The 15,228-nt window shown below is 36.3% G+C and carries 17 protein-coding genes; 10 read left to right on the forward strand and 7 right to left on the reverse strand.

Going from position 1 to position 15,228, the window contains the following annotated elements:
- Positions 1 to 73 precede the first annotated feature (73 nt).
- The 6 genes from fliG to N3F66_06970 are packed head-to-tail and all read left to right on the forward strand — an operon-like array spanning position 74 to position 4,910.
- Entirely contained in the window at positions 74 to 1,090 is a 1,017-nt protein-coding gene (gene fliG / locus N3F66_06945) for a flagellar motor switch protein FliG (protein ID MCX8123886.1), read from the forward strand.
- Positions 1,083 to 2,009: a flagellar assembly protein FliH gene (fliH, locus tag N3F66_06950; GenBank protein ID MCX8123887.1), complete on the forward strand. Its 927-nt coding sequence runs from the start codon at positions 1,083 to 1,085 to the stop codon at positions 2,007 to 2,009. The genes fliG and fliH overlap by 8 nt, the downstream gene beginning before the upstream one ends.
- A gap of 21 nt (positions 2,010 to 2,030) precedes the next feature.
- On the forward strand, positions 2,031 to 3,440 hold the full coding sequence (locus tag N3F66_06955; protein ID MCX8123888.1) for a FliI/YscN family ATPase: 1,410 nt from the start codon (positions 2,031 to 2,033) through the stop codon (positions 3,438 to 3,440).
- 30 nt (positions 3,441 to 3,470) lie between these two features.
- Positions 3,471 to 3,914 carry a flagellar export protein FliJ gene (gene fliJ, locus N3F66_06960; GenBank protein ID MCX8123889.1) on the forward strand — a complete coding sequence of 148 codons (444 nt, stop codon included), beginning with the start codon at positions 3,471 to 3,473 and terminating at the stop codon, positions 3,912 to 3,914.
- A 10-nt stretch (positions 3,915 to 3,924) separates the two neighbouring features.
- Entirely contained in the window at positions 3,925 to 4,275 is a 351-nt protein-coding gene (locus N3F66_06965) for a hypothetical protein (GenBank protein MCX8123890.1), read from the forward strand.
- A 35-nt stretch (positions 4,276 to 4,310) separates the two neighbouring features.
- A complete protein-coding gene (locus tag N3F66_06970) occupies positions 4,311 to 4,910 on the forward strand; it encodes a hypothetical protein (GenBank protein ID MCX8123891.1) in 600 nt (199 codons plus the stop codon).
- Between the two features lie 2 nt (positions 4,911 to 4,912).
- Here the strand turns inward: N3F66_06970 and yihA are convergent, their stop codons facing one another.
- From yihA to N3F66_06990, 4 genes are all read right to left on the reverse strand, one after another.
- Positions 4,913 to 5,494, reverse strand: coding sequence for a ribosome biogenesis GTP-binding protein YihA/YsxC (gene yihA / locus N3F66_06975; protein MCX8123892.1), 582 nt, complete (start codon positions 5,492 to 5,494; stop codon positions 4,913 to 4,915).
- A complete protein-coding gene (rimI, locus tag N3F66_06980) occupies positions 5,481 to 5,936 on the reverse strand; it encodes a ribosomal protein S18-alanine N-acetyltransferase (protein ID MCX8123893.1) in 456 nt (151 codons plus the stop codon). Before rimI ends, yihA begins: the two co-directional genes overlap by 14 nt.
- A 4-nt stretch (positions 5,937 to 5,940) precedes the next feature.
- Entirely contained in the window at positions 5,941 to 6,729 is a 789-nt protein-coding gene (locus tag N3F66_06985; GenBank protein ID MCX8123894.1) for an enoyl-CoA hydratase-related protein, read from the reverse strand.
- A gap of 76 nt (positions 6,730 to 6,805) precedes the next feature.
- The gene (locus N3F66_06990) at positions 6,806 to 7,723 is read right to left on the reverse strand and encodes a 2-dehydropantoate 2-reductase (GenBank protein ID MCX8123895.1); all 918 of its coding nucleotides are present in this window, start codon (positions 7,721 to 7,723) and stop codon (positions 6,806 to 6,808) included.
- 257 nt (positions 7,724 to 7,980) lie between these two features.
- Between N3F66_06990 and N3F66_06995 the strand changes: the two genes are divergently transcribed.
- From N3F66_06995 to N3F66_07010, 4 genes are all read left to right on the forward strand, one after another.
- The gene (locus N3F66_06995; protein ID MCX8123896.1) at positions 7,981 to 9,447 is read left to right on the forward strand and encodes an ATP-binding protein; all 1,467 of its coding nucleotides are present in this window, start codon (positions 7,981 to 7,983) and stop codon (positions 9,445 to 9,447) included.
- An 86-nt stretch (positions 9,448 to 9,533) separates the two neighbouring features.
- Entirely contained in the window at positions 9,534 to 10,466 is a 933-nt protein-coding gene (locus N3F66_07000) for a diacylglycerol kinase family lipid kinase (protein MCX8123897.1), read from the forward strand.
- A gap of 55 nt (positions 10,467 to 10,521) precedes the next feature.
- The gene (locus N3F66_07005; GenBank protein ID MCX8123898.1) at positions 10,522 to 11,463 is read left to right on the forward strand and encodes an omptin family outer membrane protease; all 942 of its coding nucleotides are present in this window, start codon (positions 10,522 to 10,524) and stop codon (positions 11,461 to 11,463) included.
- A 153-nt stretch (positions 11,464 to 11,616) separates the two neighbouring features.
- Positions 11,617 to 12,039, forward strand: coding sequence for a DUF1353 domain-containing protein (locus tag N3F66_07010; protein ID MCX8123899.1), 423 nt, complete (start codon positions 11,617 to 11,619; stop codon positions 12,037 to 12,039).
- Positions 12,040 to 12,043: 4 nt separating this feature from the next.
- Here N3F66_07010 and N3F66_07015 read toward each other — a convergent pair whose 3' ends face one another.
- The 3 genes from N3F66_07015 to N3F66_07025 all read right to left on the reverse strand — a co-directional run bounded on the left by N3F66_07015 (position 12,044) and on the right by N3F66_07025 (position 15,228).
- Complete coding sequence (locus N3F66_07015) at positions 12,044 to 12,385, reverse strand: hypothetical protein (GenBank protein MCX8123900.1); 342 nt, start codon at positions 12,383 to 12,385, stop codon at positions 12,044 to 12,046.
- A 2-nt stretch (positions 12,386 to 12,387) separates the two neighbouring features.
- Positions 12,388 to 12,756, reverse strand: coding sequence for a hypothetical protein (locus N3F66_07020; GenBank protein MCX8123901.1), 369 nt, complete (start codon positions 12,754 to 12,756; stop codon positions 12,388 to 12,390).
- A gap of 78 nt (positions 12,757 to 12,834) precedes the next feature.
- Positions 12,835 to 15,228 carry a TonB-dependent receptor gene (locus tag N3F66_07025; protein ID MCX8123902.1) on the reverse strand — a complete coding sequence of 798 codons (2,394 nt, stop codon included), beginning with the start codon at positions 15,226 to 15,228 and terminating at the stop codon, positions 12,835 to 12,837.

Raw genomic sequence — 15,228 nt, forward strand, 5'->3', positions numbered from 1 at the left:
GTACTATATACTATAAATAGAGTGTGTGAAATTTTTAGATGTATAGTATATAGGTATAATTTGGAGCTATACTATGCTACAGCAGAAGAAATCACAGTTAACGGGCAGGCAAAAAGCTGCTATATTTCTGGTTTCCTTAGGTTCTGATGTTTCATCAGAGATTTTTAAACACCTGAGAGAAGATGAAATTGAGCAGCTTACATTTGAGATAGCCCGTTTAGATAAAGTAGAGCCTGAAGACAGGGACAAAGTCCTGATGGAATTTCAGGAATTGATGATGGCTCAGGAATTTATAGCCACAGGTGGCATTGATTATGCTCGCGAAGTACTTGAAAGAGCCTTGGGAACTCAGAAAGCTATAGATATAGTTAATCGCTTAACATCATCATTGCAGGTGAGGCCATTTGATTTTATACGGCGAACAGACCCTAGTCATCTTTTAAACTTTATTCAAGGTGAGCATCCTCAGACAATAGCATTAATTCTGGCATATTTAGACCCTCAGAAAGCGGCAACAATTCTGTCAGGATTAAACCATCAGATACAGGCTGATGTTGCACGGCGTATTGCTACCATGGACAGAACCTCACCTGATGTTTTACGTGAGGTGGAGCGTGTTTTGGAACGAAAACTATCTACTCTTGCAAGCGAAGACTATACTTCTGCCGGTGGTATTGATGCAATAGTTGAAGTTTTAACACATGTTGACCGTGGTACTGAAAAGATTATTATTGAAGCACTTGAGGAAGAAGATCCTGAACTGGCAGAAGAAATTAAGAAGCGAATGTTTGTATTTGAAGATATTGTATTGCTTGATGATAGGGCTATACAAAAGGTATTACGCGAAGTTGATACACAGGATCTTGCAAAAGCGCTGAAAGGTGTTGATGCCGAAGTACAGGAAAAAATATTCAGGAACATGTCAAAACGTGCCTCAGCGCTATTGCGTGAGGACATGGATTTTATGGGCCCAATCAGGCTAAGAGACGTTGAAGAGGCCCAGCAGAAGATAGTGAATATAATCAGAAAACTTGAAGAAGCCGGTGATATTGTAGTAGCACGTGCCGGCGAGGAGGAACTCGTTGTCTAAGCTTGTATTTAAACCTACAGAAATTCAGGTTATTTCCGCTCCAAAGCAAATAGAATTACCTGAGAAATACCAGAAGAATGTTCTGGTTGACGAAGAATATGCCGAATTTGAGGTAGATGAAGAGGGCAATCCTGTTGAGGTATACCAGGGACCTTCTATAGAAGAAATGGAAGCTGAGCTTGAGCGATATCGGCGCGAAACAGAAGAAGAAGTTCGCCGGATGCTGGAAGAAGCGAAAGCTAAGGCAGCACAGATTGAAGAAGAAGGGAAAAAAGCAGCATTCCTTGAATTACAACAGGCGCGAGAACAGATAAAAATTGAAATGGAGCGCTTCAAAATTGAATCAGAAAGGGAAATTGAGCGAGGTAAATTTGAAGCCGAAAAAATGATAAAAGAAGCAGAGTTAAAGGTTGCAGAGATAGAGCATGAAGCATATAAACGTGGATATGATGCTGGGCGTGAAGAAGGTTATAAAGAAGGACAAGCCGAAGTAATGCGACTCATTGATAGATTGGGAACAATTGTATCAACAGCAGTAGACATACGTGATGATATTATTCGTTCATCGGAAAAGCTAATGACCGAAATGATACTGATGATTGCACGTAAAGTAATAAAAGATGAGATAGTTGAGCGAAGGGAAGTTGTCATTAACAATATTAAAGAAGCATTGCAGCGGGTGAAGGACAGAGATAGAATAGATATCAGAGTAAATTTTGCTGACCTTGATATGACAACGGCTCATAAGGATGAGCTTATTAAAATGATGGAGTCATTGAAGAAAGTTAATATTTATGAAGATTCACGGGTTGAACGTGGTGGATGTATTATTGAAACAGACGTTGGAGCTATTGATGCACGTATTTCAACACAACTTGAAGCTATTGAAGAAGCAATTCGCAATGCTCGACCATTATAATAAAGTAATCCAGAGGTTTGCATGATTCAAATTCTACCTCATGAAAAAATTGATATATTTTCAAAGTATAAGGATGTGATTGAAGAAGTAGATACAGTGCGTGCCACAGGAAGGGTTGAAAAAATAACAGGGTTAACGATTGAGTCACATGGTCCGGATGTACAGTATGGAGAATTATGTCGCATTAGATTGAAGAATGGGAATTACCTTTATGCAGAAGTAGTAGGCTTTAACAAAAATAAAATAATACTTATGCCAATAGGTGATATGAAAGGGGTAGTTCCAGGTGCTGATGTGTATGCAGTTGGTTCCCAGCTTTATGTGCCGGTTGGTGATGCACTTATAGGCAGGGTCATTGATGGTCTGGGAAATCCTATTGATGGTAAAGGTAAGTTGTTTTTAAAAGAAAGATACCCTGTGGACAATAAACCTCTGAGTCCATTAGAAAGAGAGATAATTGATTCTCCACTGCCTACTGGTATTAGAGCTATCGACGGGCTAATAACTGTAGGCAAAGGACAGCGAATGGGGATTTTTTCCGGTTCTGGAGTTGGCAAATCAACATTGATTTCTATGATTGCGCGTAATACTGCAGCTGATATAAGTGTTATTGCGCTAATTGGTGAACGTGGAAGAGAAGCAAAGGATTTTGTAGAAAAGGAACTGCAGAATGAAGGTTTAAAACGCTCAGTGGTTATTATTTCAACTTCTGATCAACCACCAATGTTACGCCTTAGAGCGGGGTTTTTAGCTCATTCAGTGGCAGAGTATTTTAGAGATAAAGGACTGCATGTTAATCTACTAATGGATTCTGTAACACGATTTGCTATGGCTCAACGTGAGGTTGGTCTTGCTGCAGGTCAACCCGCTGCTACTCGTGGTTATCCACCTTCTGTGTTTTCCTTACTGCCACAACTATTAGAAAGGGCAGGCAACAAAAAAGGGGCAGGTAGTATAACAGGTTTTTATTCAATTTTGGTTGAAGCGGACGATATGAATGAACCCATTGCTGACGCAGTCAGAGGTATCCTGGATGGACATATTGTGCTGGACAGAAAGCTTGCACATAAAAATCATTACCCCGCTATTGATGTTCTTGGATCAATATCACGATGTATGAATGACGTCATTGATGAAGAGCATAAAATGGCAGCAAATACATTCCGTAAGCTTTTGGCTGCCTACCGTGAGGCAGAAGACCTTATAATGCTTGGAGCCTATGCAAAAGGTTCTGATCCGGATGTGGATAAAGCAATTGAAATGAAGCCTGCTATTGATTCATTTTTACAGCAGGGAATTTATGAAAAAGACACGTATGAAAACATCAAGAACAGATTAATAGAATTAATGTTAGGAACAAAGGCTAAACCTGCAAAAAGACAGGAATTTGCTGCACGTACTCCTTATTTTGCCCAGAGGTCTGGGAGATAGTTTGTGAGGATAAGATATTTCAGGTAAAAAATGAAGAAGTTTGAATTTAGATTGCAAAAGTTACTGGATTTACGGATTTCTAAGGAACATGCTATAAAAGCTGAGCTTGCTGGGCTGATTGCAAAGCAGAATGCAGAAATTGCTCTGCAGCAGGATTACAAAAGGAAAATTAAGGAATACTATAACAGGCTTTCCAATAAGATGCGTCAGGGTACGTTTTCATATTCCGAAGCACTGATGTGTGAGCGTTTTGCTTATAATGCTGAAAAAGCTATTGCATTGTCGCAAAGAAGAGTGGAGCAGCTGCAGCCAGAAATTGATAAAGTTCGACAGCGCTTATTACAGGCTTCTAAGGAAAGGAAGGTAGTGGAACGCTTAAAAGAAAAGAAATATGAAGAATATATGTATCAGTATAACAGAGAAATGGCCAAAGAGCTGGATGATATAAACCAGAGAATGTATAACAATGTGTGAGGTTGAGCTAATGGATATTCAGAGCATACAACAAGTTCAAAGTAGAATTAAAGAAATTAAAAGCAGGTTTAAAGCTATTCAGAATACTTATTCAAGGGTATCTCCTTTTCCTGCTAGTGTTGTTACTAATAGTAACGTAACGCAATCCCCAAAAGAAGCTGATACAGCTGGCAGCACAGTTGAATCACAAAAAAATAATTCAAACAATGTTAAAATAACAGATGAAATCTTGAAAAATGTTATAAATGCAAAGAACAAGAATAGTAAAGGTACAATTGATGTTGAGCAAATCCAAAACCTTTTGCAAAAAGCCATAACACAGTATACTGCTAACGGGAAAATATTCAATATAGAGGAATAGGCGATGCGTCAGTATTTTAATAAGAGGTTATAGCCATGAAATTAGTATCAGATTCAACAAAAGTTATATACTTATCAATGATGATTATTTTTATCATCATTGTGGGGTTATTCTGGTTGGATTATATAGGTTTAATAAATATAGGAAAAATATATCATCACTATATTTCAAAGGAAGCACCTTCTGTGGTTGATGCTACTGATGATGAGCCCTCACTTATTGAGCGGGAAGAATTTGAAAAAGAAAAAGATAAACTGTTGCAAAGAATAGAAGACCTTGATAAGCGTGAAGCAAAGATTGTTGAAGCTGAAAAGATAATAGCAAAAGAAAAAGAAAAGCTTGAACAACTTCAAAAAGGTCTGGATCAGGAGAAAAAAGCATTAGAGCTGGAAAAGAAAAAGTATTCCGGGTATAAAAAGAATGTCATGGATCTGGCAAAAAAAATTGAAAGCATCCCTCCTCAGGATGCTGTAGATATTATGGTTCAGTGGGAGGAGACGCTTATAATTGATGTATTACGTCAGATTGACCAGAATGCTGCAAAAGAAGGCAGGATGAGCATTTCTACATATTTGCTATCGCTTATGCCAAAAGACAAAGCAAGCAGGGTAATGTACTTAATGACACAGCTATAAAATTATTTACAGTGATCTTGAATCATTGCCAGGATTATATTTTTTCCCAATCCTGTTTTTGCGGATGTAGGAATAATAAATTCAGGATTGATGTTGAGATTTTTACAAATACGCATAATTCCGTTATTAATATCGTTTTTTGAAACCTTATCGCATTTTGTTGCAAGAATCATTACATTGATATTATTATTAAGAGCTTTTGCTATTATAGCTTGTTCGCTTTCATCCGGGATACGCCGTATATCTATCAGTAGAAAAAGAAGCTTAAGGTTAGTACGTGTTGTGATATACGTATGAATCATTTCTACAAACTCTTGACGCTTGTCCTGCGAAACCTTTGCATATCCAAAACCCGGACAATCAGCAAAGCTTATTTTTTCGTTTATGCAATAAAAATTAATTGTTTGGGTTACACCGGGTTTACTACCTGTTTTGGCAATGTTTTTTCTTCCCAGTATTGAATTGATGAGTGATGATTTGCCAACATTTGAACGCCCAACAAATGCAAATTCGGGCAATATGTATTTGGGATATTGAGTTACATTGCGAGCGCTAGTAACAAACCTAATACTATTGATTTTCATTGTTAATTATCTTTTCCATAAGGATAGCATTGTCAAAGTGATAGTAGTTCTTCCTAAATCCAACTTGATAAAAACCTAATGATGTATAAAACTCAATTGCACTGGTATTGGTATCAGCTACTTCAAGAACGATTTTCTTTTGATTATTAGCATGGCCAATAATATGACTTATAAGTAATGTCCCAACTTTATTTCGTTGCATGTGGGGCCACACTGCAATCCGCAATATTTGGATTTCATCTGCAATATACCATGCAAGGGCAAACCCGGCAAATGCCATATCGATTTCGGCAACAAATAATTTGGAAAAATGCAAAGCCAATTCCCGTGAAAAGCTTTCAATTGACCATGCATTTTCCCTGAAGACATACATATCTAATGCTGCAATATCTTCAATGTCGCCATAATGTGCAGGGCGAATCAAAATTTTATTATTTGACATCCTTTTATTTGTCTTGGAATTTTGCCTCACGCTTTTCAAGAAATGCGGATATACCTTCTTTTTTATCTTCAGTTTCGCATAGCTTTCCAAATAGCTCGCGTTCATACGTTAACGCTGTATAAAATTCCATGGTATATCCTTGAGCTATCGCCTGCATTGCAGCTTTTATTGCCAGTCTGCTACGGGCAGCTATTGCCTTTGCCAATTCCTTTGCTTCATCAACTACTTTGCCTTTTTCAGTTGCCCTATTAACTACTCTGTACAATTCGGCCTGTTTGCCACTAATAAAGTTGCCAGATAAAATAAGCTCATACGCTGCTCCTTTGCCAAATAAACGAGTGCTGCGCTGAGTTCCACCATATCCAGGTATAATGCCTAATTTGATTTCGGGCAAACCAAGTTGTGCTGATTCATCAGCCAGCCGTATATGGCATGCAAGTGCAAGTTCAAGACCTCCGCCAAGGCAGTAGCCGTTTATTGCAGCAATGAATGGCTTATCGGCATTTTCAATGATATTTAATATTTCCTGGCCGTTTTTAAGAAAATTAGCACCATCTTCTTTTGTATTTTGTTCTTTGATTTCATTAATATCAGCGCCAGCTACAAATGCTTTGCCAGCTCCTGTGACAATAACAACCCTGACTGCATTATTATCTAAAAGCTCATTAATTGCGGTGCGCATATCCGCAAGAACAACGCGATTCAATGCATTCATTGGAGGATTGTCAATAGTCATCACTGCAATACCATTTTCAATAGTATAATGACATTTTTTTTGTGAAGAATCTCCCATAGTTGCACCTCTTGGAATTAAATTTTTATTAGATTTTTTAGTACGGTATGGGATTGTCAAGATTTAAATTTAGAAATTATATGAATTGTGTTTCTTTATATTTTATAAGCCTGAACATTGTTACATTGTACGGGGTATCTATCGTATATTGCTTAGCAATGAGTATGAGAGCACCATTAATGGAATCTATTTCGGTTTTACGTTTGGCAAGTATGTCCTGCAGCATAGAGCAAAAATTATTTTGTGTGTTGCGGCACACAGTGACAGTTGTTTCAAACATAGTATCAGTATCTAAATTAATTCCATGAGCTGTGGCCACTGCCACTGCCTCAGCAATTATATTGTACATTATGTGCAATGTATAGTCACTTTTTATCAGGTGGCCGTTAGGAAGTCCAAGTAATGCACCAAGCGGGTTTATTGCGGCATTTATTATAGCTTTTTCCCATATTGCTCTTTTAGGGTCAGGGGCGATAGTTACTGACAGATTAGCCTCCTGTAGCAGCGAATGCACAATGGAACAATGGTAGGAGCTATCGCCACCAATTATTACAGAACCTTTGCCACCAAACCGTACCAGTGAAGGATGCACTTTTGTTGCACCAATTGTTGTTGTTCCATAAACCAGTGGGTTGTGGATGATTGATGCAATGATTTCAACATTGCCAATGCCATTTTGTAAGGTTACAATAATTGCATCAGGCTTGATGTGTGGCTTTATGTTTTGGATAGCATCACTGGTAGCAAAACTTTTTGTAAATATAAAGATAATATCGGCCACAGTAAGGATAGCAGGATCATCGCTTATTTCAGGAATGAATTGATACTGTTTGGAATCAATTTCAACCGTTAGCCCTTTTTTAAGAGCATTGACGATTTCCTTATTATTTTCTAAAATTACTATTTTATTGTTATGGTGAAGAAAATACGCAAATAGCGACCCCATTGCACCAGCGCCAACAATCCCTATTGTGTGTGCATTACGATTATTCATAGTATATTTCTTAGCATGATAATTATACTTTTGCAATAATTGTAAATATATATTTTACAAAATACTTCTATAGAGAGCAAATTTTTATAATAAAAATTTTTTAACTTGTGAAATGCCTTGTTATATGAATATGCTGATAATATTAAAATTTTGATAATCTGATAAAAATGTATTATTTTTATAGTAAGTTATAACTATTAAAATTTGATTATTGATTGACCATTGATGTAAATATAGTTAAAAAAGTGATTAATACTATGAATAAACCTGTCAGTATAGAGTATGATGTTTTGCTTGATAGCATTCAGGCTCCAGTTTTCGTAATTGATGCTTCAAAGAATATTATAGATATAAATAATCATGCCAGAAGATTATTCTATTCCATTGATATAATTGGAAAATCCTGTAAGGACATCTTCCCTGAATGTGAAAAATCAGGTAATTGCCCAATTGATGCTGCTGATTATAGAATACCAACAGGTTGTGAACGGCTAAAACAAACCATGGTATTGAATACTGTAAAAGAACAAGTTGAAGTGTGCGTTGTGCCTATAAAAACACAAAAGGATATATTGTTTTTTCATATATTGACTGATAACGATATACAAAACAGGCAGAATTTAGTAATGCTTGAAAAAAACATGACCATCTCAACTTTAGCATCAGGTATAGCACATGAATTTAATAATATGAATGCTGGAATTCAAGGTATTGTTGAACTGCTGCTTTCTCAGGAGGATCTTTCTTCAGCTGGGAAAAAAGACCTAAAAACAATTTTGAAAATAGTTAAAAGAGCCACACATCTTATTGACCAATTGTCAATATTAGCACACCGCAAGCCTTCAAAATATATGCTAGTTAACATTGAGGATATTGTTAATGATTGTATTAGTATTATTAAACCTCAATTTTTAGATGCTGGTATAGCTATTGAAGTATTACATAAAGAAAAAATTCCTGAATTATTTTTAGATGCTAATATGGTTACTTTAGCACTTATGAATATCCTGTTGAATGCACGTGATGCTATGATAAGTACAACACAAAAAAAACTTATGATAAGTACATCTCAGGATGATTATCATGCATATATCACTATAAAGGATACAGGATGTGGTATAAAGGCAGAGAATGTGCAGAGGATTTTTGAACCCTTTTTTACAACAAAAGGACCTTTAGGACATTCAAATATTCCTGGTACAGGGCTAGGGCTTTCAGTTGCACTTGGAATCATAGAAGAGCATGGTGGAACCATTACCGTTGAAAGTATGTATGGCCAGGGTACTACGTTTACCATACAATTGCCAATTAATACAGATGATAAAGTTGCTACAGAGGTTGCTGTAAATTATACAGAGTATGATTTTTCAGGCAAAAGAATTTTAATTGTTGAGGATGATCCAGAATTTGCTAATGTTTTGCAAAGAGCGCTGATGGCTAAAAATGCTGAGGTAGTGTTTGCAAATACTGGGTCGGAGGGTTTATATCATCTTGATAATTGTACTATTGACCTTGCATTACTTGATGTGCACCTTCCCGATATGACTGTATGGGATATATTGAAGAAAATTCAGTACATGAATAACAGGCCTAATATTATAATCGTTTCGGGAAATTATCTGGCAATGAATAATAATTATATAAATATAGTTGATTATGTTTTGCTCAAGCCTTTTGATTTAGAAGAGCTATTTAACGCTATTCAAAACAGTTTGTCTGCATAGGTACTTCCTAAAAATAGTATTGACAAAAAATAAAATTCTGTATAAAATCTTTAAACAATTTTAACAAAAATTTTACAGGGGCATGTATGTCAAAGCGTGATGATATTTTGCTTATCATAAATCCAATAGCCGGCAGAGGAAGAGCTAAAAAGTCTGTTGAAAGGATAGAAAAAGATTTTGCAGATTTACATATAAAGCATGATGTAGTGTATACTCAGAGAGTGTGGCATGCTGCAGAACTGGCGGAAGATGCTGCAAAAAAGGGTTACAGGGCGGTTGTGGTTGCAAGTGGAGATGGTACAGCCAATGAAGTGTTAAATGGGTTGATGATAGCAAGGAAAAAAGGCTATAACAAAACTGCTATGGGCCAGATTCCGGTAGGTACTGGTAATGATTTTGCGTATGGGATGGGATTGCCTGATGATATAGATGAATGTATTAAAATAATAGCAGATTTTAATCTTAGGAAAATTGATGTTGGTTTTATTAAAGGCGGAGATTATCCTGAAGGTAGATATTTTGGTAATGGTATTGGGATTGGTTTTGATGCAACTACTGGGTTTGTTGCCAGCAGAATACGTTTTTTAAGTGGTATGATGGTATATCTCATTGCTGCATTGCAAACAATATTCATATATTATAAGGCTCCAAGGATTAAGCTTTTGTATAATAGCAAAGAGACCATAATGGATGCTTTGCAGGTTTCAATAATGAATGGAAAACGAATGGGTGGAGGTTTCCATTTTGCACCTGATGGCAGCCCCTTTGATGGATTGCTGGATGTATGCATGGTGCGTTCAATGAACCAGTTCAAAATTTTTGGCATGATTCCTTATTTTATACGAGGTACACAGGCTAAACGCAAAGAAGTAATGCAGGACAGAACAACAAAGATTGAGGTTGTTGCTGAAAAAGGAGTGCTGCCAGTGCATTGTGATGGTGAGACAATATGCTATTCAGGTAAAGAGTTGTATATTCAACTTTTCCCAGCAGCACTGGATTTTATCACCAGAAAATAGAGTACCATTTATCAAGGGTTATTAAAATATAAAATTATAGATAAATATTTAAATAATGAAAATATATAGAATATTGCTCATACTACTATGTATTATATACTGTGCTGATAGTGCATTGGGTAACACATCATTATCTGATAGCCTAAATCTTGTTACAGAAATAGGTACAGGTATATTGCATGGCACAGTAGGTGAGTATGTATATTACAATAATAGGACCTTAAGTCAACTAAACTGGAATATCAATTATTTGTGGTATCACACTTTATCAATTGCCTTAAATTATAATTTCTTTTTTATTAAAATACAACTTCAGAATGGCATTAATACAGGCACAATAGGTACAATTGATGATTCTGATTGGGTAGATGACAACAATCCTACAATAAAAACACATTATTCAAAGCATGATAATTATTGTGAAAGATATAACTCATATAATGGTAATGTAGGATTTGATACAGATATTAATACTATTATACATTTTAAAGCATACGCTGGTTTTTTATATAGAACAATTAAAATGTCTGCCCGTGATGGGTATATTCAATATCCTCCGGGCTCACCAAAAGTCCCTGTGTATGGTGTTGGTATACTATATGAGCAACTATATTATATTCCCTACTTAGGGTTAACATCAGATATTAATATTACCGAAAAAATAAAAATTTCAGCAGGTTTAATGTTTAGCTTGTTTGCATTTGCAGAAGATGAAGATAATCATGTCCATCGCAATCCGGGGGATGATATAAATTTTTATGCTGACTATGATGGGATTATTTATTTAAATGCTCATGCAGGGTGCCAGTACATAGTTAATGAAACGATAGCAATCTCACTGAATATGTTTTATGAATATGTTCCAGAACAAAAAGGCGATACATATTATATCAATACATCAACGGGAATAAAGTCCCCGCTGTTAAAAAATGCAGCAGGATTGAAATATTCAGTATATTCTGTACAGATTTCGTTGGTATATAATCTGAAATTATAATATGGAATTCATGATGAATAATTAAAATACTTCTTCAATAGTTTTTAATTTTAAGGAAAGAGAGTGAATTGTAAACTTGCTTCGATATGTTAGTTAACCAGAAAAACTAAATTGTTTAAAGATTTAATATAGTTATTGAGGGAGGTTCAATAAATGGATAAAATAAAATACCGGAAACTCAATAAATACAAGTATCAACTGATGGAACATTATAATTATCAAACTAATATAATTCTTGATAATGATGCTTGTGTTCCTGATTTTGTGACATTGCGCAAAGATGGCTTGTTGGAAATATATAAAGGATATGCCTGGGATGGGCCAAGCGGCCCAACTATTGATACTAAGGATTTCATGCGTGGAAGCCTTGTTCACGATGCACTGTATCAATTGATACGGGAAGAAAAGATAGAAAGAAAATATAAAGAATATGCAGATAAGCTATTGCATGATATTTGCAGAAAGGATGGTATGAGCAGATTCAGGGCATGGTATGTGTACTGGGCAGTGAGGTTATTTGGAACAGCAAGGAAAGATCCTTATGATACAACTGGCGGTACTATTGAAGCACCCTAAATGGCTATTCTTTATACTTTATCACTTTGCCTTTAATATGGACGATATTCACTGTTCCAATTATCCAGTACTGTCGTTCAATCCACCAGGTTACATCAATAAGATCATCGCCGTTTTTTTGGTTAATAGCATCTGAGATAGCTCTGTCAAAGTTGGCCAGTGGTGTGACATTGAAAAACCACAGAAGATTAAAATTGCTAGTAAAGGATTGGGCCTGGCCAACAATTTCATACTGCAATGACTTTAGTGGGCGCACATGCGGTTCATATCCAGCTACATAGCGGGTGGTGATACAACCGGTGAAGGCCATTATACAAAATAAAGCAATGCACAGTAACTGTCGCATAGTTACCTCTTTTTTGGTGGTTCATTAAGTGTAGCTGGAGCTGTTTTGATTACCTGTCCTGTGACAATGACTTTTGTTACACTGAAAAGAACAAAGTAATAGTGTTTTTGGTACCAGCGGACGTTGATAAGTGCATCACCGTTTTTGGATGCAATTGCTTCATTAATAGCGTTATCCATATCGGGTCTACCTACTGACCATAAACCAAAAAGCGACCACGACCAGTCGCTACCTTGAGCCTGTCCTAGATTTTCAATGATAACTTTATTGTGCAATGGAGTAGATGAAGATGTCATACCCATTGGAGTAACACATCCATGTAAAAAAGCTATTCCTGTTATAATTATAGCTATGTGAAAAATATTTTTCATACAATAGCTCCCTTGGTAATTTATTATTCTTGAACCTCACCCATTCTTTTATAAGGTAAGGTTTATAATATATAATTTTCAAAATTTAACTTCAACACCAAAATTAGGAATAAAACTCAATCCTTCTTCAGATTTGAGTTTTGGATTATCATCGCCATACGGTTTATAATAATTCCATGCTAAATTATTTTTAGGCCTATAATTGTAAATGTTAATAACCTCAATATACCATGATACGTATCCCCACTCATGGTTAGTCTTGTGGCTGTAGCGCACATCTAAGCGATGTTCCCAGGGAAAGCGTTTGGAGTGAATACGGGAATTATCATATACAGGAACATATCTTCCAGATCCATCAGGGCTTTCATCAGAATCAATTACAGGTGTATACGGAAATCCACTATAAGCCTGGAATCGAGCACTGATAGTATGTTTACCCATAACATACCCTACAACCATTTTCAATGAATGAGGTTGTTCATATGAAAAGGTGAACCACTTATCAGCGTATGGATCTATTGATGCGCCGGTTTTAAATTTTGACTGTGTATATGTATAATCAATCCATCCAAATAAACCATCAGCATTTTCTTCTCTGTCAATTCGCAGTAACACTTCAAAGCCATAGGCTCTTTGCTGCCCGCAGCTTTTGCCTTCCTGAATTACATTGCCGTTACTGTCTTTTATAGGATCATCCTGGTACAGATCCTTAAAGTAATTATAAAATCCTTCAAGCTTAATTGTTATAAGCGATAGTTTCTGTTCAATGCTCACTGCATTGTGATAGGCTTTTTCTGGTTTATATTCATCACCTGCACCAGCAAGATTGGGGAGATAGTTAAAGAGATTAGAATTTGTCTGAATAAAACCTGAATATTTTCCTGTGGCATATGAAACAGTTGTATCAGTTGGGAATTCATAGCTTACCATAAAACGGGGATCTGCTGTTTGCTGTTTTGTCCGTGTGAGATAATCAGTGCGGCAGCCAGGTAAAAGGGTTAAGCCGCCAAACATCAATTTTTGTTCAATATACCCGCCAATCACATGATTATTAAATTTTTGTCCAAGTGGAACCTTTGTGAACAGGTCAGGATCACCAAAATCAGGGATATTATATAATGGAACGTTTGCAACCAGTGTATAGCCATCGTTAGTGAAATGGTACAGTGTGTATTCCAGTGCACCACGTAACTGGGCATGGTTTTTCCACCATTCTATTTTGATTTTTTCTTTGGCACCATAGATGTAGGGTTTTGCAATAATTTTAAGATCCTTTACCCAGTCAGCTGCATTGGCTGATGGAATATTGAGATAGTTATAACTATTAGTGAGTGAGCCAAACATCACAATAGTGTTTTCAAATGTGCTGGAAGGCTGCCAGCTGTAGTAAGCTCCCATTGCATGCGAACCTAAGTTATTTTTAAATTCAAATGATGCTAAGAGTGGGTCAACTTCTTCAGGGGGAGTTGATTCGTTGATAAATTTGATATAGTCATAGGCTCCGAAGAACAAGAGTGTAATGGATTGTGTTTTTGAAAAATAATATTTGCCTTTAAACTGATAATCCCAGTATTCCGGCACTGATTCTATTTCATCGCCAGTGAATAATTTATATATTGCGGGTATAAAAAGCGATAGATATGCATAGCGCCCTGATATTATCCAATACCCTTTATTTTCATCTTCTTTTGTTTCTTCATTGTATTGTTTTACTGGTGATTTAAGAAGAATATTTGATGAAATTAAACCAACGTCAGCAGAACCACCAAATTCATTTACTGTATCAAGCGAATTGATTGATATCACAGCGCCAATGGCATTTGCGTATGGTGAAGGGAAGCTTGATGAATACAGGTCAATCTGGTTCATTAAATCATTGTTAATAATGGAATGAATAGCACCAAAATGCTGTGGATTATAAATTGGGATATCATCAATAAAATAACCGTTGAAACGAGGGTCAGCTCCACGTATCACAAGTGGGCCAAAAAAACCACTTGTACGGATAACGCCTGGAAGCGAGGTGAGTGCATTGAGTGAATCACCAAATGATGCAGGTACTGCTTTTAATTCTTTTACTGTGAGTGTGTAGCGTGCAACTTTCTGTATATCACGTTCACCAGTTATTGTTAATGCTGCGCCTTTAATGGCAACAGGCTGCAGTACAATATCTTTTTGTATAAATCCATTTATACCAACGGGAAGCGTCAATGTTTTAAAGCCGGCAGATGAAATAATTAATGTGTAAGTGCCTGCTTGTTCCAATTGTATGCTATACGTGCCATCAGATTTTGTGTAGAATTTTTTTTTGATTTCCGGAATTGCTATGGTTGCAAATTCTACAGGTTTTTTAGTTGCCTGTGAATATATTGTTCCCTGTATTCCATACTGGAATTGTCCTTGGGCAAAAGTGCCTGTAACAGTAACTATCGCCCATAGTAATAACGTAGTGGTTAATGTTATTCGTGCCAT

This window comes from Spirochaetota bacterium (assembly GCA_026414805.1).
Taxonomy (GTDB): domain Bacteria; phylum Spirochaetota; class UBA4802; order UBA4802; family UB4802; genus UBA4802.